This window comes from Microbacterium sp. A20 (assembly GCF_004794515.1).
GTDB lineage: Bacteria > Actinomycetota > Actinomycetes > Actinomycetales > Microbacteriaceae > Microbacterium.
Map to the genome: position 1 here is coordinate 26,232 of NZ_SSDF01000090.1, position 23,060 is coordinate 49,291.

The window sequence follows — 23,060 nt, forward strand, 5'->3', positions numbered from 1 at the left end:
CCTCACCGTAGGAGGTGTCGGTCGGTCTGCGCTAGCAAGGTCAGGCTGACCTGCGCCGGTGTGCGGCGGGCTCGCCTGGGTCCACCTGTCGGGAGATTGCACGGATGTCGGACGGAAACGCCGATTTCGCCCCTACGCCCGGTCATTCTCCCGACAGGTGTACGGCCGACTCAGCCGCGCAGCTCCCGGACCACGAGCGCGGTGCGCAGTGCGGCGTCGGCCGCCTCGGCACCCTTGTCTTCCTTGGAACCCTCGAGCCCGGCCCGGTCGAGACCCTGCTGCTCGTCGTCGAGGGTCAGCACGCCGAAACCGACCGGCTTGCCGGCGTCGAGCGCGACACGGGTGAGGCCGTCGGTGGTCGCGGCCGACACGTACTCGAAGTGCGGTGTGCCGCCGCGGATGATGACGCCGAGCGCGACGACCGCATCGGCGCCGCCGGCGAACGCGGCTTGCGCGGCGAGAGCGAGCTCGAAGGACCCGGGCACCCGCACGAGGCGGTGCGTGGCCTGAGCGTCGTTCAGCACGCGCTCCGCACCCGCGATCAGGCCGTTCGAGATCGTCTCATGCCAGGTGCCGGCGACGATCACGACGTTCAGACCGCGTCCATCGATGTTGCCGGTCTCGGGTGCTCCTGCGCCGCTCATTTCTGGTCCTTCCCGTGGGCGAGCGCCTCTGCGAGTTCCGCTTCGCCGATGATGTGACCCATCCGGTCACGCTTGGTCTCCAGGTACTGGTGGTTGTTCGGTCCGACGCCCACGATCAGGGGCACCTGCTCGATGACGTCGAGCCCGAGCTCGCGCAGCTGCTCCACCTTGTCGGTGTTGTTGGTCAGCAGCCGCACCTTCGACACGCCCAGGTCGGCGAGAATGCCCGCCGCCGCGGCGTAGTCGCGCGCATCGGCCGGCAGCCCGAGGGCGAGGTTCGCGTCGACCGTGTCGAGCCCCTCCTCCTGCAGGCTGTACGCCCGCAGCTTGTTGATGAGGCCGATGCCGCGCCCCTCGTGACCGCGCATGTATATGACGACGCCGCCCTGCTTCTCGATCGCATCCAGCGCCGAATCCAGCTGCGGTCCGCACTCGCACTTCAGCGAGCCGAACGCCTCGCCGGTCAGGCACTCCGAGTGCACCCGCACGAGAGCCGTCTCGCCCAGCTCACCCGAGACGACGGCGATGTGGTCGGTGCCCGTGACCCGGTCCTTGTAGGCGAGGAAACGGAAGCTCCCGTGGGTGGTGGGGACCGTGGCGTCGGCGCGCAGACTCACACGGCGCCCGCGGTGCGCCGAGGGGGTGGCGCCTTCGGGGTCGATCTCGTTGAGGTGCGCGATGAGCTGCTCGATCGTGATGACCGGCACCCCGTCGCGAGCGCCCAAGTCGATCAGGCCGGGCAGGCGCATCATGCTGCCGTCTTCGGCGACCACCTCGGCGATCGCGCCGACCGGCCGCAGGCCCGCGAGCTTCATCAGCTCGACGGCGGCCTCGGTGTGCCCGCTGCGCTCCCGCACGCCGCCGTCGACCGCGCGCAGCGGCAGCACATGGCCCGGACGGATGATGCTGGTCGCCGTCGAGCCCGGGTTCGCCAGCACGTTCAGCGTGTGCGCGCGGTCGTGGGCGCTGATGCCGGTCGTGACGCCCTCGGCGGCGTCCACGCTCACGGTGTAGGCGGTGGAGCGGGCGTCTTCGCTGGCGGCCACCATCGGCGGCAGGTTCAGGTGATCGGCGAGATCGGTCGGCATCGGGGCGCAGATGAAGCCGGACGACCAGCGCACCGTCCACGCCACCCACTCGGGCGTGGCGAGTTCGGCCGACAGGATCACGTCGCCCTCGTTCTCGCGGTTCTCGTCGTCGGCGACGAGCACGGGGCGCCCGGCGCGCAGCGCCTCCAGGGCCTCGGCGATGGTGGAAAGGCTCATCGCGAGCCTCCTTCCGGTGCGGCACGGAACGCGAGCAGGCGCTCGACGTGGCGGGCGAGGATGTCGGTCTCGAGGTTGACGCGGTCGCGGACCGCGCGACTGCCCAGAGTGGTCGCGGCGAGGGTTTCCGGGATGAGCGAGACCTCGAACCAGGGGGAGGGGTCGGCGGGCTCGCTGACGGCACTCACGGTCAGCGATGTCCCATCGACCGAGATGGAGCCCTTGTCGACCACGAGCGGGGCGAGGTCGGACGGCAGGCTGATGCGCAGGACGCTCCACTGGGCGCCGGGTCGCACCTCGAGCACCTCGCCGACTCCGTCGACGTGCCCCTGCACGATGTGTCCGCCCAGTCGCGCGCCGACCGGCATGGCCTTCTCGATGTTGACGCGCGTGCCGATCGTCGCCGACCCGATCGCGGCGACGTCGAGCGTCTGCTTCATCACGTCGGTGTCGAAGGTGTCTGCGGTGGAGCCGACGACCGTGAGGCACACGCCCGAGACGGCGATCGACTCACCGTGCACGGCGTCCGCTGCCGCGCGGGGGGCGCGCACGGTCAGGCGCCAGCCGTCGCCGGCGGGCGCGATCGCGGTGATCTCGCCGATCTCCTCGATGATTCCGGTGAACATCAGGCGGCTCCTTCGTTCTGAGGGTCTGTCGGTGCTGCGGGGTGTGCGATCGCGAGCAGATCGGACCCGAGGGGTACCCACTCGTCGATCGTGAGGCGGCGCGCCTGGTCGATCGACGCGACGCCGATGTCGCGAAGGGCGAGCATGTCACCGCCGAGCAGCACCGGCGCGATGTAGGCGAGCACCCGGTCGGCCAGACCCGCCTCGATGAACGCGCTGGCCAGGGTCGGCCCGCCCTCGACGAAGACGCTCTGGATGCCGCGCGCGTGCAGATCGGCGGTCACCGTCTGCAGATCACGGGTCTCGTAGAAGAGGGGGGAGTGCGGATGCCGGTGCACGGCGGCGTCCGTCGGCGTCGGGCGCGCACCGATGACCACCGGGATGGGCTGGTGCGGCAGCAGCTCGTCGCCGTCGCGGGCGGTGAGCGCGGGGTCGTCGGAGAGCACGGTGCCGGTGCCGACGACGATCGCGTCGGCCTCCGCGCGGCGGCGGTGCACGTCGGCGCGGGCGGCCGGCCCGGTGATCCACTGGCTCGAACCGTCGGCAGCAGCAGCGCGGCCGTCGAGGCTCTGCGCCCACTTGACCGTGATGTGCGGGCGTCCCAGCCGCTGCGTCGTGAGCCAGCCGTCGATGAGCGCGTGCGCGGCATCCGCCTGCTCACCCGATTCGACGTCGACGCCGGCGGCGCGCAGGCGTTCCGCCCCGCCTCCCGATTCGGCGCCGGGATCGTCGAGGGCGTACACGACCCTGGTGACCCCCGCCTCGATCAGGGCGACGGCACAGGGACCGGTGCGGCCGGTGTGGTTGCAGGGCTCGAGCGTCACGACGGCCGTGGCGCCGCGGGCATCGCCGGGCGCGAGCTTGGACAGCGCGTCGACCTCGGCGTGCGGGGTGCCGGCTCCGTGATGCCAGCCCTCGGCGAGGACGGTGCCGTCGGGGGAGAGGATGACCGCTCCGACCTGCGGGTTCGCCCCGCGGGGTCCGCGCGTGGCGAGCTGGAGCGCGCGATCCATCGCGCTGCGCTCTGCCGCGTTGACTGCCATCCCTCGTCCTCCTCTGAGGCTTCGGGGTCAGACAGGGATGGCGGAACGGACGCACGGATGCGTCTCGTGCTGCCTCCCTTCCGGACTAGCGAGGTCTCCCTCGCATCACCGTCGGTCCCGGAATTCCACCGGATCGGCATCCCGATCTCTCGAGACGCTCGCGGACTGTCACCGCCGGTTCGGATTCCCACCGACCCCGGAGCACGTTGTTGCTCTGAGTGTACTCAACGCATCTGCGCACATTTCATTCCAAGACATGGACCGGCAGGGGCGCGATCACTTCAGCAGTCGAGAGAGTCGCCGATCGGCGAGCACCTTGCCGCCGGTCTGGCAGGTGGGGCAGTACTCCAGCGAGCGGTCGGCGAAGAACACGCTGCGGACCGTGTCACCGCACACGGGGCAGGGCTCGCCGCGGCGCGCGTGCACCTGCATCCCGCGGCGCTTGGCGTCTTTGAGGTCGGCCGGAGGTTTGCCCGATGCTTCGGCGACCGCCTCGGTGAGCGTCTCGCGCATCGCCCCGTACAGGCGGTCGATCTCCGTATCGTCGAGCTTTCCGGCGATCGCGTACGGCGACATCCGGGCGGCATGCAGGATCTCGTCGGAGTAGGCGTTGCCGATCCCCGCGAGCACCGCCTGGTCACGCAGCAGCCCCTTGATCTGCATCCGCCGATCCTCCAGCAGCGCGGCGAACGCGTCACGGGTGAACGAGTCGTCGAGCGGATCGGGGCCGAGCCGTGCGATGCCGGGAACCTCGTGCGGATCACGGACGACGTACACGGCCAACGACTTCTTCGTTCCGGCCTCGGTCAGATCGAACCCGCTGCCGTCGTCGAGCGCGATCCGCAGGGCGATCGGCGACTTGCCGGGTTTGATGAGCGTTGTCGGGAGTACCTCGTACCAGCGCAGCCACCCGGCCTTCGCGAGGTGGAACACGAGGTGCAGCTCGTCGCCGCAGGACAGCACGACGAACTTGCCGAGCCGAGCGGATGCCGTGATGGTGGCGCCCTGCAACGCGGTGATCGGGGGATCGTACGTCTTCAACGCGGCGATCGCCGACACGGTCGCGCGGGTGATGGTGCGCCCCACGGCACGGTCGGCGAGGAACGTGGTCAGGCCCTGGACTTCCGGCATCTCCGGCATGCGTTCATCCTGTCATCGGCCGCCGACACTGTCACCTGGCGCCGACGCTCCGGGTCGCGGCGATCGCGCCTCAGAGGATCGGCCAGTCCACCGGTGCGCGGTCGTCATCGTGCAGCAGGCCGGCGATCCAGCCGTCGTCGCGACCGCGCGGGCTCGTGAGTGCTTGCCGTTGCAGGCCCTCGTAGCGGAAGCCGAGCGCGCGGGCGGCACGCGCCGAGGGGACGTTCCCGGCGACGGCCCGCCAGCGGATGCGGACCAGCCCGAGGTCGGCGAAGCCCCAGTCGATCACGGCGCCGGCCGCTTCGGAGAGATGACCCTTGCCCCGGGCAGCCGGGGTCACCCAGTACCCGAGCTCGGCGGATGCGCCCGTGAAGTGGGCGGCGATGCCGTGCAGACCGATCATGCCCACGAGCTCGTCGTCAGCGTACATGCCCCAGACGGCCTCTGAGCCGTCGGCCCACGATCCCGCGACGAGACGCACGAAGTGCTCGGCATCCTCGCGGTTGTAGGGGCTCGGAACCGTCGTCCAGCGCGCGATCTCCGGGTCCTGGCACGCCTCCGTGATCGCATCGATGTCCGCCTCCGTCGGTGCATGCAGGACGAGGCGTTCGGTGGTCAGGGTGACGGATTCCATCCCGACAGCCTATTGAGATCGGCGCCTCGGAACGGGGCGCAGCCGGAGTGTCCGTGGGCGCGACTAGTCTTATCCGGTGACTGTTCCGGGGATTCTGCGCGCCTTGGAAGAGGCGTCTCTGTACCGTGACGCCCTGCAGTGGGCGCACACCGATGCCGACCTCGGGCTGGTCGACGGGCTCGATGCACCGGCGCTCGCGGGCCTGCTCGGCAAGCGCGCGGCGGCCGGGCACCCCCCGGCGCTCCTCGCCGTCGTCCCCACGGGGCGCCGTGCCGAGAGCCTGGCGCTGGCGATGCACGCCTACCTGCCCGATGCCGACATCCTGACGTTCCCGGCCTGGGAGACGCTGCCGCACGAGCGCCTGAGCCCCAGCGTCGACACGGTCGGCCAGCGCCTGCAGACGCTGCGCCGCGTCGCCGAGTGGTCGGGCGACCACCCGCTCGTGATCGTCGCCTCGGTGCGCGCGGCGCTGCAGCCGATCGCGGGCAACCTCGGGGAGGTCGCGCCGCTCGAGCTCTCCGTCGGCAGCAGGGGCAACGAGCTCGACCGCGTGGTCGAGCAGCTCGTGGAGCGCGCCTATTCCCGCGTCGACATGGTGTCCCGCCGTGGTGAGTTCGCCGTGCGCGGCGGCATCCTCGACGTCTTCCCTCCCGTCTCGGAGCACCCGTTCCGCGTCGAGTTCTTCGGCGACGAGATCGACCAGATTCGCGCCTTCTCCGTCGCCGACCAGCGCTCGCTCCCGGGCGACGTGCCCGGCGTCGACCTTCCGCCCAGCCGCGAACTGCTGCTGACCGCCGACGTCCGCGACCGAGCACGCGGTCTGATCGAGGGTTTCCCGGCGATCAGGGGCATGCTCGAGAAGATGGCCGAGGGCATCCCGGTCGAGGGCATGGAATCGCTCCTGCCCGCGGTCGCAGGCCCGCTGAAGTCCCTCGCCGAGTACCTGCCGGCAGGTGCGGCGACGGCCGTCGTCGACCCCGACCGTTCCACCGCGCGCGCGATCACTCTGGGTGACACGAACCGCGAGTTCCTCGATGCCGCCTGGAGCGCGGCCACCTCCGGTGCCTCGGCGCCCATCGACCTCGGTGCCGGCGACTTCCTCACGATCGCCGAACTGCGCGAGGTCGTGCGCGACCGGGGTGGTGTCTGGTGGCAGCTGAGCCCCTTCGGCATCAGCGTCGGCGACGGCGATGCGGCCTCCGATGCGGATGCCGCCACCCTCGGCGCCGCCATCATCCCGTCGTTCCACGGCAACGTCGACGGGGCGATCTCGTTCGTCGAGGCCAAGGTCACCGACGGCTGGCGCGTGGTGGTGATCGCCGCCGGCAGCGGCCTTGTCGACCGTGCGCGCGACGTGCTGTCCGACCGCGGCCTCGCGGCCCGCGTCGTCGAGAGCCTCACGGAGGCGCCGGAGGCGGGTGTCGCGACCCTGGTCACGGGGTCCGTCGAGGCCGGATTCCAGGTGCCGGAGGCGAAGCTCGCCGTCCTCACCGACAACGAGTTCTACGGGCGGACGATCGGTGGCGACCAGCGTGTCGTCAAGAAGCTCGCCTCACGGCGGAAGAACGTCGTCGACCCGCTGCAGCTGAAGCAGGGCGACTTCGTGGTGCATGCCACCCACGGCATCGGGCGGTTCGTCGAGATGACGCAGCGCGAGGTGTCCACCGGCGGCCGCAACGCCACCAAGTCCGTGCGCGACTACCTCATCCTCGAATACGCGCCGTCCAAGCGCGGTTACCCGGGCGACAAGCTGTACGTCCCCACGGATCAGCTCGACTCCCTCTCGAAGTACGTCGGCGGTGAGGCCCCGACCCTCTCGAAGATGGGCGGCAGCGACTGGTCACAGGCCAAGGGCAAGGCCCGCAAGGCCGTGCGCGACATCGCCGTCGAGCTCGTCAAGCTGTACTCGGCGCGCATGAGCGCCAAGGGTCACGCATTCGGCCCGGACACGCCCTGGCAGCGCGAGCTCGAAGAGGCGTTCCCGTTCGCCGAGACGCAGGACCAGCTGCAGACGATCGACGAGATCAAGGCCGACATGGAGCGGCCGATCCCGATGGACCGACTGCTCTCCGGCGACGTCGGCTTCGGCAAGACCGAGGTCGCCGTGCGCGCGGCGTTCAAGGCGATCCAGGACGGCAAGCAGGTCGCGATGCTCGTGCCGACCACGCTCCTGGTCAAGCAGCACATGGAGACCTTCACCGAGCGCTTCGCCGGCTTCCCGGTGAAGGTGCGTGCGCTGTCGCGGTTCCAGACCGACAAAGAGGTCCGCCTCACCCTCCAGGGGCTGCTGGAAGGCTCTGTCGACATGATCATCGGCACCCACCGCATCCTGACGGAGGGGGTCATCTTCAAGGACCTCGGGCTGATGATCATCGACGAGGAGCAGCGGTTCGGCGTCGAGCACAAGGACGCGCTGAAGAAGCTGAAGACCAACGTCGACATCCTCGCCATGAGCGCCACCCCGATCCCGCGCACGCTGGAGATGGCGGTCACGGGTATCCGCGAGATGTCCACGCTCGCGACGCCGCCCGAGGACCGGCATCCGATCCTCTCGTTCGTCGGACCCCGCAGCGACAAGCAGATCGCCGCGGCCATCCGGCGGGAGATCCTGCGCGAGGGTCAGGTCTTCTTCGTGCACAACCGCGTGCAGTCGATCCAGCGCGTCGCGGCGCAGCTGGCGGAACTCGTGCCGGAGGCGCGCATCGCCGTCGCGCACGGGCAGCTGGGCGAGCATCAGCTCGAGCAGGTCGTCGACGACTTCTGGGAGCGCAAGTTCGACGTGCTCGTCTCGACCACCATCATCGAGACCGGCCTCGACATCTCGAACGCGAACACCATCATCATCGACCGTGCCGACAAGTACGGGCTCAGCCAGTTGCACCAGCTCCGCGGTCGGGTCGGGCGAGGGCGTGAGCGGGCGTACGCGTACTTCCTGTACGACGAGATGAAGCCGCTCTCCGAGACCGCGGCCGACCGTCTGCAGACCATCGCGGTCAACAACGAGCTCGGTTCGGGCATGCAGGTCGCGCTGAAGGACCTCGAGCTCCGCGGCGCGGGCAACATGCTCGGCGCCGAGCAGGCCGGGCACATCGCCGGCGTCGGCTTCGACCTCTACCTGCGCATGATCGGCGAGGCCGTGGCGACGTTCCGCGGCGACGAGGTCGAGACGGGGCAGGAGCTGCGCCTCGAGCTGCCGCTGGACGCGCGCATCCCCGAGTACTACATCGACAGCGAGCGGCTGCGTCTCGAGGCCTACCAGAAACTGTCGGCGGCCTCGGCGGCCACGGCGAAGGACGGCGCCATCGACCTCGTGATCGAAGAGCTCGTCGACCGCTACGGCACGCCGCCGGAAGAGGTCGAGGGACTGCTGGCGATCTCGCGGTTGCGTCGTCGGGCCGCGCGGGCCGGACTGACGGACGTGGTGGTCATGGGCTCGAACCTGCGCATCGCGCCGGCGCGGCTCGAGGACTCGATCAAGGTGCGACTGCAGCGGCTGTATCCGAAGGCGAAGCTCGTGGCCGGGGGAGAGGCGCTGGTCGTGCCGATGCCGACCGTGCCCGCCGCTGTCGGGGTCGGGCTCGAGCCGCTGCCCGACACGCAGCTCCTCGAATGGGTCGAGCAGCTTTTCACCGCGATCTTCCCGGAGCCGGTCAAAGCCGAGTAGCGTGCGGCGGCTGCTTTCGCGGCTGTGGCGGGACTAGTCTGGCCGCATGTTGTACGAGCACCTCGGGGCTCGCCCCCGCATCCATGACACCGCCGTCATCGCCCCCACCGCCGTCATCTCCGGCGATGTGGAGGTGGGGCCGGGCTGCCAGGTGTTGCACGGCGCCGTGATCACGGCCGAGGGCGGACCGATCACCCTCGGCGAGAACGTGATCGTGATGGAGAACGCGCTGATCCGCGCCACCGCGGCCAATGCGGTCCATATCGGCGCGCACACGCTGATCGGCACGCTGGCGAGCATCGCCGGGGCGACGGTGGGCGAGGAGGTCTTCTTCGCGTCCGGCGCCCGTGTCTTCAACGGCGCCCTCGTGGGGGCCCGCTGCGAGGTGCGGGTCAACGCGATCGTGCATCGTCGCGCCGTGCTCCCCGAGGGAACAGTGGTCCCGATCGGGTGGGTGGCAGTCGGCGACCCCGTGCAGCTGCTCTCGCCCGACCGGGATCAGGAGATCGCGGCGGCGCAGCCCGAGCTCGACTTCCCCGGTCACGTGTTCGGCGTCGACCGCGACACCCCCGACCTGATGGTGCAGCTCACCGAGCGCTACGGGAGTTCCCTCGCCCGGCATGCCCACGACCGCGAGGTCACCGGCTGAGCCACTCCGGATACGACGAGGCCGGGCACCCCTGCGGATGCCCGGCCTCGTGTCGTGCGGATCAGATGACGCCCTGAGCGAGCATCGCGGCGGCGACGCGCTCGAAGCCCGCGATGTTGGCTCCGGCGACGTAGTCGCCGCCGACGTCGTGACGCTCTGCGGCGTCGAAGGCGGCATCGTGGATGTCGGCCATGATCTCGCGCAGCTTGTTCTCGCTGTCGGCGAAGGACCAGCGCTGCCGCGAGGCGTTCTGGCTCATCTCGAGAGCCGAGGTCGCGACACCGCCGGCGTTCGCGGCCTTGCCGGGCGCGAACAGCACCCCCGCCTTCTGGAAGGCCTCGACGGCGTCGGGAACACAGGGCATGTTCGCCCCCTCGGACACGGCACGGACGCCGTTGGCGATCAGCGCCTCGGCATCCGCGAGACTCACCTCGTTCTGCGTGGCGGAGGGGACGGCGATGTCGACCGGGACCTCCCAGACGCTGCCACCCTCGACGAAGCGCGCGCTCGGACGACGGTTGGCGTACTCGACGATGCGGGCGCGCTCGACCTCCTTGAGCTGACGGAGCAGGTCGACGTCGATACCGGCATCGTCGATGACGTAGCCGGACGAGTCGGAGGCCGTGACGGCGGTCGCTCCGAGCTGGGTGGCCTTCTGGATCGCGTAGATGGCGACGTTCCCCGAGCCCGAGATGCCGACGCGCTTGCCGGTGAGGGAGTCGTTGTGCACGGCGAGCATCTCCTGCGCGAAGAACACCGCCCCGTAGCCGGTCGCTTCGGTGCGCACCTCGGCGCCGCCCCAGCCGGTGCCCTTGCCGGTGAACATGCCCGACTCGTGGCGGTTGGTGACCTTGCGGTACTGGCCGAAGAGGTAGCCGATCTCGCGGCCACCGACGCCGATGTCGCCCGCGGGGACGTCGGTGTGCTCGCCGAGGTGGCGGTACAGCTCGTTCATGAACGACTGGCAGAAGCGCATGACCTCGGCGTCGGAGCGGCCGTGCGGATCGAAGTCGGACCCGCCCTTGCCGCCGCCGATGCCCTGACCGGTGAGCGCGTTCTTGAAGATCTGCTCGAAGCCGAGGAACTTGATGATCGAGAGGTTCACCGAGGGGTGGAAGCGCAGTCCGCCCTTATACGGGCCGAGTACCGACGAGAACTGGATGCGGTAGCCGCGGTTGACCTGCAGCTTGCCGGCGTCGTCGATCCACGGCACGCGGAAGAGAATCTGCCGCTCGGGTTCGACGAGGCGCTCGAGGATGCCGCCGTCGACGTATTCCGGGCGTCGCTCCAGAACGGGTGCGATCGAGTGCAGCACCTCGTGGACGGCCTGGTGGAACTCCGGCTCGTACGGGCTGCGGGACAGCACCGTGTCGAACACGGGCTGCACGGAGGCGGCGAGCGGATGGAAGTCGGCGGGAGTCGTAGCGGTCACGCGGAAGGGACTTTCTGATGGGGGATTGTGGTGCAGGCGATCGTGTCGCGTGAGGCGTCGCCGGAGTCGGCGGAGGTTTCACTCTAGCGGCCGGCCGAATGCGGATCGCGCACCCGGCCAGACGGCATATCGGTCACCCGGTGTTCTGCAGGCCGGCGGCGACACCGCTGACCGAGAGCAGAAGCAGGCGCTGCTGTTCGGCATCGGCGCCGGACCCGGTGGGCTCCTCGGCCGAGCGCAGCGCGCGCAGGGCACGCAGCTGCAGCAGCGAGAGAGCGTCGACGTACGGGCTACGCAGCTGCACGGCACGCTGGAGAACCGGCTTGTTCTCCAGCAGGCGCTCGCCGCCGGTGAGACGGATCACCCAGCGTCGCGTGATGGCGAGCTCGTCGAGGACGAGCTGTGCCAGGTCATCGCGGTCGCCCAGTGCCAGGTACTGGCGGGCGATGCGCTCGTCGGTCTTGGCGAGGCTCATCGCGACGTTGTCGATCATGGTGCGAAGCAGCGGCCACTCGCGGTACGCCTCGATGAGCAGCTCCTCATCGCCGACGGCGTCCAGGGCGGTGCCGAGACCGAACCAGCCGGCGAGGTTGATGCGCGCCTGCGTCCACGCGAACACCCACGGGATCGCCCGCAGATCCTCGAGGGACTCGACCGACAGTCCGCGACGAGCGGGACGCGAGCCGAGCGCGAGCAGGCCGATCTCCTCCATCGGGGTGACCGTGGCGAACCAGGGCGCGAACCCCTCGGCCTTCACGAGCGAGAAGAAGCGCTCGCGGGAGGCGGCATCCATGGTCGAGGCGACCTCGGCGTAGCGCTCGGCCGCGCGGCTGGTGCGCTGCTCCTCAGTGGGCGACGACGCGAGCAGAGTCGCGGCGGCGACCTGGTCGATGTGCCGCATCGCGATGGCCGGCTCGCCGTAACGCGCGAAGATAACCTCACCCTGCTCGGTGAGCTTGAACCGGCCGTCGACCGAATGCGGCGGCTGGGCGAGGATCGCGGAGTTGGCGGGGCCGCCGCCGCGTCCGAGGGCGCCGCCGCGACCGTGGAAGAGCGTCAGCTCGATCTCGGACTCCTGCGCCCAACGTGCGATCTTCTCCTGCGCCTCGTACAGCGCGAGGTTCGCGGCGACGGGACCGACATCCTTCGACGAGTCCGAGTACCCGAGCATGACCTCGAGGCGGTTGCCGGTGGCGGCCATGCGCTCGCGGAACTCCGGGAACGTCACGGCCTCAGCCAGGATCCCGGGCGCCGCCTGGAGGTCGGCGAACGTCTCGAACAGCGGCACCACGTCGAGCACCGGCGCATCATCGCCGAGCGCGTACCGGGCGAGACGGTGGACGTTCGCCAGATCCGAGGCGGCCTGGGTGAACGAGACGACGTAGCGTCCGGCCGCCCGCAGGCCGCGGTCGCGCTGGATGTCCGCGATCGCGCGGAAGACCTCCAGCACCTCTTCGGTCTGGGCGCTGATGGCCTCACCCGCGTCGAGCTCGGCCAGGGCCTTCGCGTGCACCTGCGAGTGCTGACGCACCTCGAGCTCGGTGAGGTGGAAGCCGTACGTCTCGACCTGCCAGATCAGATGCTGCACGCCGCCGAACGCATGACGCTTCGCGCCGGCGGCAGCGAGCGAGGACTGCACGGTCCGCAGGTCTTCGAGCAGCTCCTCGGGGCGGGCGTAGCCCTGCGTGGAATCTCCGTGGCGGGTCGCGGCGACGCGGCGGGAGAGGACGAGCAGCACGCGGCGGTGGGGCTCGTCCGGGGAGCGGGTCGCGAGTTCGGCAGCGAGCTCCGGCTCGGCCGACGCGAATCGCTCCCAGAGTGCAGTGACCTCGGCGCTCGGCGGGGTGTCGTCCGCGGAGAGAGTGAGGGTCCGGCCGATGCGGTCGAGCGCACGCTCGAGCCCGCGGAGGACGTGGTCGGCCGCGATCTGCGAGGCCTCGCGTGTGACGGATGCCGTGACGAACGGGTTACCGTCGCGGTCGCCGCCGACCCAGGAGCCGATGCGCACGAAGGCGGGCACCACCGGGGCGCTGGCTCCGGAATCCTCGCCGCGGAGGGCGTCGTCGATGCGGCGGTACACGTGGGGCACCGTCGTGAACAGAGTCTCGTCGAACACGCCCATCACGGTGCGGACCTCGTCCGTCGGGGAGGGCTTCTGCGACCGCAGTGGTGCGGTGCGCCAGAGCGTGTCGATCTCCTCCAGCATCCGGCGGCGGGCGCGGTGCTCCTCGGACCCTCCGGCGCTCGCCGCGTCGTGCTGGGTCAGCAGCTCGGACAGGCGGCGGATGCTCGAGGACACGGCACGGCGGCGGGCCTCGGTCGGGTGCGCGGTGAACACCGGGTGGAAGCGGAGGCCGTCCAGGCGGCGGCGGGCTTCGTCATCACCGACCTCGCTGCGCAGCCGAGCGTAGGCGGTAGCGACGGTGTCGGCCGTCTGACCCTGGGTCCCTGAGCCCGTCGAAGGGACCGGCTGACCGGCGCGCTCGCGCAGCACTCGCACGCGCTGATGCTCCTCGGCCAGGTTCACCAGGTGGAAGTAGCAGGTGAAGGCGCGGGCGACCTCGTCGGCCCTGGCGATCGTGAACGATTCGGCGATCGCCGCGGCGCGCTCGAACGCGTCGGGCGTCTCCTCGTCGTACGCCTGGATCGTCGCGAGTCGCAGACGCTCGACGTCCTCGAAGAGTCCGTCGCCACCGGCTTCGCGCAGGACCTGCCCGAGCAGCTGCCCGAGCATCCTGACGTCGGTGCGCATCGCGTCCGGCGTGCCGCGACCGGCTTCGAATCGGCCGATCACGCGGATCGCCTCGGTGTTCGTGGGCTCGGAGAAAGAGTGTGCGGGGGTCACCCTTCGAGAGTATCCCGGGCGATGGGGGTGTCCTGCACGCATGACGCCCGGCGCGGGCGGGACGCCGCGAGACCGCAAGCGCGGCGATATCGCGGCGACCTACGATGGAGGGGATGCGCATCTCAGCGAACCCCCTCCGCGGTCAGCAGTTCCCCGCCGTCCTCCTTCTCATCGCCGCCGGCCTCGGCCTGCTGCTCGCGAACCTGCCGACGCACGACGCGTTGGCGGCGTTCCTCGACTTCCACATCGCGGTGCCGGGCACCGACCTCGACCTGTCGATCTCGCACTGGGTGTCCGACGGTCTTCTCGCGGTCTTCTTCCTCGTGGTGGCCATCGAGCTGCGTCATGAACTCACGCATGGTGAGCTCGATTCGCCGCGCAAGGCCGTGCAGCCCGCGATCGCCGCGGCCGGCGGAGTGCTCGTGCCGATCGCGGTGTACCTGCTGATCGCGGGTGGCGACAGCTCCACCGCATCCGGGTGGCCGATCCCGACCGCGACCGACATCGCCTTCGCGCTCGGCGTGCTGGCGATGTTCGGCAAGGGGCTGCCCTCTCGGGTGCGCGTCTTCCTCCTGGCCCTGGCGATCCTCGACGACATCATCGGCATCATCTTCATCGCGGTGCTTTTCGCCGACGACGTGCAGTGGCTGCAGCTGGGTCTCGCGGTCGTCGGTGTCGCCGTGTTCTGGGCGCTCAGCCGCCTCCTGCACGCGAAGGGGCACCCGCTGATCGCGGTGGCCATGGTCGTGGTCGGCCTCGTCACTTGGGGCCTCGTGGCGTCCTCCGGCATCCATGCCACGATCGCCGGCGTCCTGCTCGGGCTCGTCATGTCGCCGGTCCCCGCGGGCCGCACCCGCCACGCGCTGGAGCCGACCGTGAACGGCGTGATCCTCCCGGTGTTCGCGTTCGTCGCTGCGTTCGTCGTGATCCCCGCCCTCTCTCTCACGCAGCTGTCGCCGGCGTTCTGGGCGATCGTGGTCGCACTGCCGGTCGGCAAGATCGTCGGCATCTCGCTGTTCGGCTGGATCGCGATGCGCATCCGTCCGAAGGGGGCGGAGCCCGCGCTGCCGTTCGCCGACATCCTCGCGGCCGGAGCGCTCGGCGGCATCGGCTTCACGGTCTCGCTGCTGCTGGCCAACCTCGCCTTCGCGAGCGACGGCGGCATCCGTGATCAGGCGATCCTCGGCGTGCTCGTCGGCTCGCTGATCGCCCTCGTGCTCTCCGCGTTCATCGTGTCGCTGCGGGCACGCTGGTACCGTCGGGTCGCATCCGCCTCGTCGTGAACGCGGCGCGGAGCCCGGACCGATCGAAGGAGGACGCGTGAACGCGCAGCCCGAGCCTGAGTCCCGTGCACAGGGGGCTGACCCGCTCCGCGCGGCCGCCGACACCATGCACGCGGTCCGAGACCGCTGCGTGTGGTCGCAGCAGATCACGCACCGCGACCTCGTGCCGTATCTGATCGAGGAGTCGCACGAGGTGATCGATGCGGTCGAGTCGGGCACCCGCGACGACCTCCGTGAAGAGCTCGGCGACCTGCTCTGGCAGGTGCTGTTCCACGCGGCGATCGCGGCGCAGGACCCGGAAGACCCGTTCGACATCGACGACGTGGCCCGCACCCTGACCGAGAAGATGGTGCGCCGGCATCCGCACGTCTTCGCGGGAGAGGTGGCCGAGACGCCCGAGCAGGTGCTGGTGCACTGGAACGCCGCGAAGGCCGCCGAGAAGCGCACGCGTCGCAGCGTGCTCGACGGGGTGCCGCGGGGGATGCCGGCACTCGCACTCGCGCAGAAGCTCTCCGGGCGCGCGGCCGGTGTCGGTGCGACGGTCGCGCCGGTTCCGACCGCCGTGCCCCCGGCATCCGAAGCCGAGCTCGGCAATGCGCTGCTCGCGCTCGTGGCGACAGCCCGCGCCGAGGGGTGGGACGCGGAACGCGCCCTGCGCGAACGGCTCCGCGTGCTCGAAGACGAGGTGCGGGCGGCCGAAGCCGGCTCCTGAGGCGCGGGCGCACGGACGAGCTGGGCGACCTGGGAAGATGGAGTCGTGGCTACTGTGAACCCGCCGCGCGGCATGCGCGACATCCTCCCCGCCGACAAGGCCCGCCGTGAGCGTGTGCTCTCCGTCATCCGCGACCGCTACCTCGCGCACGGATTCGACGAGATCGAGACGCCCGTCGTCGAGGACTACGACCGCCTGCATGCCGGGATCGGCGGCGACAACGAGAAGCTCTCGTACAACATCCTGCGCCGCGGCCTCGACGCCGACGCGATCCGCGCGGCCGCCGACGACCCGGCTGCACTCTCGGACCTCGGCCTCCGCTACGACCTCACCGTGCCGCTCGCGCGTTTCTACGCGAGCAACCGCGGACAGCTGCCCACCGTCTTCCGCTCGATCCAGATCGGTCCGGTCTGGCGTGCGGAGCGTCCGCAGAAGGGCCGCTACCGGCAGTTCGTCCAGTGCGACATCGACATCATGGGCGACGACTCCGCGCGGGCCGAGGCCGAGCTGATGGTCGCGTCGCTCGACGCGGTGGACGCGCTGGGCCTCGAGGGCGCGACGGTGCGCATCAACGATCGCCGCGTGCTGGACTGGATGCTGGACAGCTTCGGTTTCACGGCAGAGGAGCGCCCGGGGGTGCTCATCACGATCGACAAGCTCGACAAGATCGGCCCCGAGGGCGTGGCGACCGAGCTGCGTGAGCGCAGTGCGTCGACTGCGGCCGCCGACGCGTTCGACGCATTCCTGCGTCGCCCGCAGACGATGGAGTACAACCCGTTCGGCGAGCGCCAGATCCGCAAGGCGCTGCCCGATGGTGCGCCGGCCGAACTCGTCGAGCACCTGGTCGGCATCGGCGAGGCGGTGGCTGCGGGGCGTGGTCAGTCCGACATCCCGCTCGTCTTCGACCCGTTCCTCGTGCGCGGCATGGGCTACTACACGGGCACGATCTTCGAGCTCGCGCACCCCTCCGTCGGGTACTCGCTCGGCGGGGGCGGGCGCTATGACGGCATGATCGGGCGTTTCCTCGGGCAGCAGGTTCCGGCGGTGGGCTTCTCGCTCGGCTTCGAGCGTCTGGTCGACCTGATCGCCGATGTGGACGACGCCGCCGCGCAGGCGGTCGTGCTGATCCACGACGCCGACGTGCCGGTGCACGAGCTCGTCCGCCACAAGGCAGCGCTCATCGCGGGCGGTGCCCGGGTTCGGCTCGAGCGACGCACGAAGAACGTCAAGGCGCTGCTCGAGCGCTCGGCGGCCGACGGGTACACGGCGTTCGCGACCGTGTCCGCGGGCGCCGGCGAGCTGGAGCTCAAGCCGCTCTCCTGACGCGAGCCTGTCGCGCCCGCTCCGGTGCAACCCGGTCCACCCGGTCCACCTGTCGGGAGAATGCACGGTTGTCGGGAGAATCGCCGAGGTTTCGTCCGACATCCGTGCGATCTCCCGACGAATGAACACGGACGGACGGAAAGCCCCCGGACGCGTTCACGGCGCGTTCACTCCGGCGGGGTGGAATCGGGGCGTGAGCCGCATCCGCATCATCGCCCTCGTGACGCTCGTCCTCGCGGCCGTGCTCGGCGGAACTCGTTTCGCCCTGATGCAGCAGGCCGCCATCGCGCGGAAGCGGATCGGGAAGCCGCTGGGGGAGGAGTCGCTCGATGCCGACCGCGTCTGGCGGCGCGCACTCGACGGTGAGCCCCTCGATCTGCTCATGCTCGGCGACTCCATCGCGGCCGGCCTCGGCGCGGAGCACCGCAAAGAGACGCTCGGCGGTCGTCTGGCGAAGGCGACGGGACGTCGGATGCACCGTCCCGTCCGGCTGCGCACCGCCGCGGTCGTGGGGTCGGAGTCGCCCGACCTTCCCGCGCAGCTCGATGCGCTCCCCGCCGACTATCGCCCGCACGTGGCCGTGATCGTCGTGGGTGGGAACGATGTCACGCACCGGCTGCCCGTGGCGCTGTCGGCACAGCATCTGCACGAGGCGATCCGGCGACTGCGGGAGACCGGTACCGAGGTCGTCGTCGGCACCTGCCCCGACCTCGGTGCTCTCCGCGCCGTTCCGCAGCCGCTCCGCCGGATCGCGTCGAGCCTGTCACGCCGTCTCGCCGAGATTCAGGACGAGACGGCGCGACGGGCGGGCGCCGAGCCGGTCGATCTGCGCCGCGCGGTGGGGCCGATGTTCTTCGACGAGCCGGAGGCGATGTTCAGCCTCGACCGCTTCCACCCGAGTGCTCTCGGCTACCGGCGCACCGCCGATGCCCTGCTTCCCGCCGTGTGCCGTGCGGCGGAGGCGTCGCTCAGCTCGCGCCGTCGGCGGGCGGCGCGCTGAACGAGGCGGCCCATTCGGCCACCCGTCGGCTGCTCTCCTCTTCGGAGATGTCCTCGACACGGGTCATCACCGACCAGCGCACGCCGAAGGGGTCGCGGATGCTCGCGAACCGGTCGCCAGAGACGAACGGCGCCGGTGCCTCGCGCACGGTGGCTCCGGCGGCGACGGCCTTCGCCACGACCGCATCGACGTCGGGCACGTACAGGCCCATCGAGTAGCAGTCGTCATCGCCTTCGGGGGAGCGGACGAGGTGGTACTCGGGGTTCGGTTCGCCGAGCTGGAGGATGCCGAGCCCGAAGTCGAGGTCTGCGTGTGCGACCACGCCGCCGAACTCGGTCAGGTCGATGACCCTGGCGCCGAACACGTCGCGGTAGAACTCGATCGCCTGTTTCGCATCGGGGATCGCCAGGAACGGCGTGAGCGAGGTCGCGCTGTTCGGGCGCCCGTCGGTCGTGTACGTCCCGGTCGCGCCGGTCATGGGGGTATCTGTCAGGGGGGTGTCGTTGCTCATGTCGCCACGTTAGGCCGGGGGGAGCACCCGCGACTTGAACATCCGCGACAACCTCTCGACGTCGGTGCCGGAGCCTACGCTGGGCGCATGGTGAACCCGACCCGTGGCGTGCTCTACCCCGCCCGCCTGCCCGAGTTCCACCGCCTTCCGGCACCGGCCGCAGTGGCGGATCTGGTGGCCTGGTTCTGGATCCCGGAGTGGGACATCGAGCCCGGCCGATCGTCGCGCCAAGAGGTCGTCGCCTATCCGGCGCTCAATCTCGTCGTCGACGCCGAGGCCGTGACATTGTCGGGGGCGACGACCCGCCTGTCGCACCGCGACCTGCGCGGAGAAGGTTGGGCCGTGGGGGCCCTGTTGCGCCCCGCCGCTGTCGCTGCCCTGATCGATGACCCCACCGCGCTGGTCGACGGCGGGCGAGCCCTGGAGCCCCGGGCCGGCGATGTCGCCGAACTGCAGGCCGCCGTGGTGGTCGCGATGGGTTCCGGAGACGGGTATCGCGAACGGGCGGTCGAGATCTTCGCCCGGTGGCTCGCGGCGCGGGTCGGTCCGGTCGGGGAGCCGGCCGGCCAGGCCAACGCGCTCATGGAGGTCCTGATGGGGGACGGGGCCGCGCTCACACCGGAGGAGGCGGCCGCGCGCCTCGCGGTGTCGGTTCGCACTCTTCAGCGGATGACCCACCGCCACGTCGGCCTCTCCCCGGGCGCGATGATCCGACGACGGCGACTGCAGGAGGCGGCCGTGCGCGTGCGGGAGCAGCCGGACGTCGACCTCGCGTCGATCGCCGCTGATCTCGGGTACGCGGATCACGCCCATCTCACGCGCGACTTCCAGGCGGTCCTCGGGCTCGCTCCTCGCACGTACCGTTCGGAGTCGAGCCGCTGACCTCAGACGCGCGCGCGTCGCAGCCGCAGCATCCGGTATCCCACGCCGAGCACGACCACCCCTGCTCCGATCGCGGAGGCCAGCACGGGGAGGGTTGCGACCAGCACGAGGCACCCGAGCGCGCCGACGACCTGCAGCGCGCGGGGGTAGCGGCGTGCCGATCCCCGCTGCCGGAAGGCCGACGCGTTGGCGATGAGGTAGTACAGCAGCACTCCGAACGACGAGAAGCCGATCGCGCCGCGAAGGTCGGCGAGCAGCACGATGACGATCACGATGACGGCGATCGCGATCTCGGCGCGCTGCGGCACGTGATGGCGCTCATCGATCTTCGCAAGGAACCTCGGGAGGTCGCCCTCCCTGGCCATCGCCAGCGTCGTGCGCCCGATGCCGGTCAGAAGTGCCAGCAGCGCACCCAGTGAGGCGGCGGCCGCCGCCACGCGGATGACCGGGGCCCACGCCGAGGCGTCGACCGCATCGAGCAGGTCGACCAGCGGCGCCGTCGATCCGATCGCATCGGCGCCGAGGACCAGGACGACCGCGACGCAGACCAGGGTGTAGACGACGACGGCTCCGCCGAGGGCGAGGATGATTGCGCGCGGGATGGTCTTCGCCGGGTCGACCACCTCCTCGCCCATGGTCGCGATGCGCGCATATCCGGCGAATGCGAAGAACAGCAGCCCGGCCCCCTGCAGCACGCCGTAGACGGTGGCGTCGGGCAGCGGGCCGGGAGTGGCTGAGGGTGCGGCGCCGAGCCCGAATCCGACCGCGACGGCGATCCCGAGCAGCGAGCAGACGACCAGGATGCGCGTGAGCAGCGCGGTCCGGGTCACGCCGAAGCAGTTCACGACCGCCAGTGCCGCGACGGCGATGACGGCAACGGGCACCTGCCATCCTTCGGGTGCGGCGTAGGCGGCGAAGGTCATCGCCATGGCGGCGCAGCTCGCGATCTTGCCGATCACGAAGCTCCAGCCGGCGACGAATCCCCACCACGGGCCGATCTCGGCGCGGGCGTACGCATACGTGCCACCCGCGACGGGATGCACCGCGGCGAGCTGCGCCGATGCGGTCGCGTTGCAGTAGGCGACGACGGCGGCGATCGCGAGTGCGATGAGGATGCCGCTGCCGGCGGCCCCGATCGCCGGAGCCCACACGGCGAACACACCGGCGCCGATCATGGATCCGAGGCCGATGGCGACGGCGTCTCCGAGCGTCAGTCGGCGAGCGAGGGGCATCCGTCCATGGTGACAGTCCGCGGTGAACGGCGGGTGACGGACGCACCGCGGCCGGTCGCTTATGCTGGCTTCCACGTCCTCCCTCGGGCGGGGAAGCCATGGGGGAAGGTGATTTTGGATGGATACCGGGGGGTGTCTTCATGTCGGAAGTACAGGTGTTCTATGACGAATTGCGGGCGACGGCTTTCGATCTCGCCGACGCTGTGTTCGTCTTGCAGGCGGACGCTTCGAACCTGGCGGGTGATACCGGCGTCGACGCACCGCTCGGCCGCTATTCGCTGAAGTCTGCGTTCGACAGGCAAGTAGACGCACTCCGTGAGGCGACGCTTGCACATCAAGACGCGAGTGAGGCCCTGAGGACGACTCTTATGAACATCACCGACCGGTACTCCGACCTCGACGTCGAGCTCACCGGTCAGGAACAGCCATGAGTCTTGGTTCGCCGAACCGTGGATACCCGCTCGAGAAGATCGCGGGCGATGTGGGCACGATGTCTCGGTGGGTCGATCAGTTCGAGGTCGTCGCCGAGCACCTCAGCGCCCTTCGCGGGGCGGCGGCGCGGACGACGGGGTGTGCCGGCGTGGGAAAGGCCGTCTCCGGCGCCCGCGAGGACGCTGCGGCGATCCTGTCGGTGATCGGCCCGGACGTCGCGCTCGCTCAGACGCTCGCCGAGGCCCTGACGGCGTATGCGAAGGCGCACGACGCGCACGCCCCGAAGGCGAACGCGCTGATCGAGGAGATCGAGAATGCGCACGCCCAGCATGAAACGCTGGGAAGGGCCGCTGACAGTGCCGGGCGCGGTGCGGTGGCCGCGTCGAGGCTCGACGACCCCGCGGCCCTGGAAAAGGCGGAAGATGAGGCGACGGAGCAGATCGGAGCACGCGATCGAGCCGAGGAGGAGTTGAACGAGCTCTGGGTCGAGTACGAACGACACTTCGGGGCCTGGGAAGAGGCGTACGACGCTGCCGTGCGGGCACTGGTCCCGTCAGAGAGCGTGCCGGTCACCCTCGAGGCGAGGGACTTCCTCGACGCGCTCCTCTCCGCCGACACGCCGGAGGAGGTGCTGCGCCTGTGGCTGTCCCGGCCGGAACTGCAGGACGAGGTGATCAACGCGCATTCGGAGATCGTGGGCGCGATGGACGGGATTCCCGCGCTCGTCCGCGTGGCCGCCAACCGCCTCAACGCGCCCGGCTGGATCGCGGAGGCCGAGGCGGATCTCGCCGTCGAAGGGATCTCGGACGAGCGCGCGGCTTTCCTGCGCAGCGAGATCGCCTATCTGAAACAGGTGATGAGCGATGATGCTCCCGTACAGCTCTACCTCTACGATCGCGATTCCTCGCGGATCGTCGAGATGATCGGAACACCCTCGCCCGAGACGGAGAAGGTGATCACGTACGTGCCGGGAACCTTCACGAGTCTTAGGGATTTCTACCGGGGTGGCGCGCAGCAGATCGCTGGATACCTCGCTGGCCAGGTGCCGGGCACCGTCGCGTTCGTCTATAAGGATGGACCATTCCCGGGGGAGAACACCGACGCCGGCGGCATCGACATGTTCCGCATCAGCGAGGCGAACGATGCGGACCGCGCGCTCGCGGCAGGGCGGCAGCTTGCGCGGTTCGAGGCGGGGATGCGTGCGGATCCGCTCCTGGTGGCGGCGGAGCAGGATGCTCTCGGACACAGCTGGGGGCTGTCGAACGTCACGAGCTCCGAGGTCGCTGGGGCAGACTACGACAAGGTGATCTCGCTCTCCGGGGCCGGGATGCCCGAAGCGTGGAAACCTGGGCAGGACACGACGTACACCGACCTCTCCTACAACGACATCCTGCAATCCGGGCAGGGACTTGGGATCGTGTGGGACGGGAACAATCCACGTGAACACCCGGCTTTCGAGCACGGCGAATACTACGAAGGGCCGCATGATGACGAACTGGCAGAGTCGGCAGCTGTGCCATCCAGCGGATATCCATCGGTGTATGTGCCGCTCGATGACATCGGGGTGCTGATGGACAATCACAACCTGATCGCGACGAACAGTGACGCCAATGATGAGGCCTTGAAGTATCTGAAGAAGCTGGTGGCCAGATGAGAGGCAGCGGGTGGCGGGCTGTTGCCGTCGCGTTGCTTTGCGCGACGGTGCTCTCAGGTTGTGCGCCCGCCGCTCAAACGCCTGCTGAC

The 23,060-nt window shown here is 70.1% G+C and carries 19 protein-coding genes; 9 read left to right on the plus strand and 10 right to left on the minus strand.

The window, feature by feature from the left end; all coding sequences use genetic code 11:
- Positions 1-170 precede the first annotated feature (170 nt).
- From ribH to DW298_RS16100, 6 genes are all read right to left on the minus strand, one after another.
- Positions 171-644, minus strand: a complete 474-nt coding sequence (ribH, locus tag DW298_RS16075; RefSeq protein ID WP_136043479.1) for a 6,7-dimethyl-8-ribityllumazine synthase — start codon at positions 642-644, stop codon at positions 171-173.
- Complete coding sequence (gene ribA / locus DW298_RS16080; protein WP_136043480.1) at positions 641-1,909, minus strand: GTP cyclohydrolase II; 1,269 nt, start codon at positions 1,907-1,909, stop codon at positions 641-643. Before ribA ends, ribH begins: the two co-directional genes overlap by 4 nt.
- Positions 1,906-2,535 (minus strand): riboflavin synthase, encoded by a 630-nt coding sequence (locus tag DW298_RS16085; protein WP_136043481.1) that lies wholly within the window; start codon positions 2,533-2,535, stop codon positions 1,906-1,908. The genes ribA and DW298_RS16085 overlap by 4 nt, the downstream gene beginning before the upstream one ends.
- Entirely contained in the window at positions 2,535-3,578 is a 1,044-nt protein-coding gene (ribD, locus tag DW298_RS16090) for a bifunctional diaminohydroxyphosphoribosylaminopyrimidine deaminase/5-amino-6-(5-phosphoribosylamino)uracil reductase RibD (protein ID WP_136043482.1), read from the minus strand. The genes DW298_RS16085 and ribD overlap by 1 nt, the downstream gene beginning before the upstream one ends.
- A 276-nt stretch (positions 3,579-3,854) precedes the next feature.
- Positions 3,855-4,718, minus strand: coding sequence for a DNA-formamidopyrimidine glycosylase family protein (locus tag DW298_RS16095; RefSeq protein ID WP_136043483.1), 864 nt, complete (start codon positions 4,716-4,718; stop codon positions 3,855-3,857).
- 70 nt (positions 4,719-4,788) lie between these two features.
- Entirely contained in the window at positions 4,789-5,352 is a 564-nt protein-coding gene (locus DW298_RS16100) for a GNAT family N-acetyltransferase (RefSeq protein WP_136043484.1), read from the minus strand.
- 76 nt (positions 5,353-5,428) lie between these two features.
- Here DW298_RS16100 and mfd point away from each other — a divergent pair, with 76 nt between their 5' ends.
- Together mfd and DW298_RS16110 are read left to right on the plus strand one after the other, a co-directional pair.
- A complete protein-coding gene (gene mfd, locus DW298_RS16105; protein WP_136043485.1) occupies positions 5,429-9,016 on the plus strand; it encodes a transcription-repair coupling factor in 3,588 nt (1,195 codons plus the stop codon).
- Between the two features lie 46 nt (positions 9,017-9,062).
- The gene (locus DW298_RS16110) at positions 9,063-9,665 is read left to right on the plus strand and encodes a gamma carbonic anhydrase family protein (RefSeq protein WP_136043486.1); all 603 of its coding nucleotides are present in this window, start codon (positions 9,063-9,065) and stop codon (positions 9,663-9,665) included.
- A gap of 61 nt (positions 9,666-9,726) precedes the next feature.
- Here DW298_RS16110 and gdhA read toward each other — a convergent pair whose 3' ends face one another.
- Entirely contained in the window at positions 9,727-11,097 is a 1,371-nt protein-coding gene (gene gdhA / locus DW298_RS16115) for an NADP-specific glutamate dehydrogenase (RefSeq protein ID WP_136043487.1), read from the minus strand.
- Positions 11,098-11,230: 133 nt separating this feature from the next.
- The gene (locus tag DW298_RS16120) at positions 11,231-13,942 is read right to left on the minus strand and encodes a phosphoenolpyruvate carboxylase (RefSeq protein WP_136043488.1); all 2,712 of its coding nucleotides are present in this window, start codon (positions 13,940-13,942) and stop codon (positions 11,231-11,233) included.
- 113 nt (positions 13,943-14,055) lie between these two features.
- Here DW298_RS16120 and nhaA point away from each other — a divergent pair, with 113 nt between their 5' ends.
- The 4 genes from nhaA to DW298_RS16140 all read left to right on the plus strand — a co-directional run bounded on the left by nhaA (position 14,056) and on the right by DW298_RS16140 (position 18,260).
- Entirely contained in the window at positions 14,056-15,225 is a 1,170-nt protein-coding gene (nhaA, locus tag DW298_RS16125) for a Na+/H+ antiporter NhaA (protein ID WP_136043489.1), read from the plus strand.
- A gap of 106 nt (positions 15,226-15,331) precedes the next feature.
- A complete protein-coding gene (locus DW298_RS16130; RefSeq protein WP_240745174.1) occupies positions 15,332-15,937 on the plus strand; it encodes a MazG family protein in 606 nt (201 codons plus the stop codon).
- 72 nt (positions 15,938-16,009) lie between these two features.
- Entirely contained in the window at positions 16,010-17,260 is a 1,251-nt protein-coding gene (hisS, locus tag DW298_RS16135; protein ID WP_240745175.1) for a histidine--tRNA ligase, read from the plus strand.
- Between the two features lie 211 nt (positions 17,261-17,471).
- Positions 17,472-18,260, plus strand: a complete 789-nt coding sequence (locus DW298_RS16140) for an SGNH/GDSL hydrolase family protein (protein WP_240745176.1) — start codon at positions 17,472-17,474, stop codon at positions 18,258-18,260.
- Here DW298_RS16140 and DW298_RS16145 read toward each other — a convergent pair.
- A complete protein-coding gene (locus tag DW298_RS16145) occupies positions 18,229-18,771 on the minus strand; it encodes a VOC family protein (protein WP_205820409.1) in 543 nt (180 codons plus the stop codon). The genes DW298_RS16140 and DW298_RS16145 overlap by 32 nt on opposite strands.
- A gap of 87 nt (positions 18,772-18,858) precedes the next feature.
- On the opposite strand from DW298_RS16145, the gene DW298_RS16150 reads away from it, so the two are divergent.
- The gene (locus tag DW298_RS16150) at positions 18,859-19,653 is read left to right on the plus strand and encodes a helix-turn-helix domain-containing protein (protein ID WP_136043491.1); all 795 of its coding nucleotides are present in this window, start codon (positions 18,859-18,861) and stop codon (positions 19,651-19,653) included.
- A gap of 2 nt (positions 19,654-19,655) precedes the next feature.
- Here DW298_RS16150 and DW298_RS16155 read toward each other — a convergent pair whose 3' ends face one another.
- Positions 19,656-20,885: an APC family permease gene (locus DW298_RS16155; RefSeq protein ID WP_136043492.1), complete on the minus strand. Its 1,230-nt coding sequence runs from the start codon at positions 20,883-20,885 to the stop codon at positions 19,656-19,658.
- Between the two features lie 140 nt (positions 20,886-21,025).
- Between DW298_RS16155 and DW298_RS16160 the strand changes: the two genes are divergently transcribed.
- Both DW298_RS16160 and DW298_RS16165 read left to right on the plus strand, forming a co-directional pair.
- Positions 21,026-21,316: a hypothetical protein gene (locus DW298_RS16160; protein ID WP_136043493.1), complete on the plus strand. Its 291-nt coding sequence runs from the start codon at positions 21,026-21,028 to the stop codon at positions 21,314-21,316.
- Entirely contained in the window at positions 21,313-22,971 is a 1,659-nt protein-coding gene (locus DW298_RS16165; RefSeq protein ID WP_136043494.1) for a hypothetical protein, read from the plus strand. The genes DW298_RS16160 and DW298_RS16165 overlap by 4 nt, the downstream gene beginning before the upstream one ends.
- Positions 22,972-23,060: the final 89 nt, after the last annotated feature.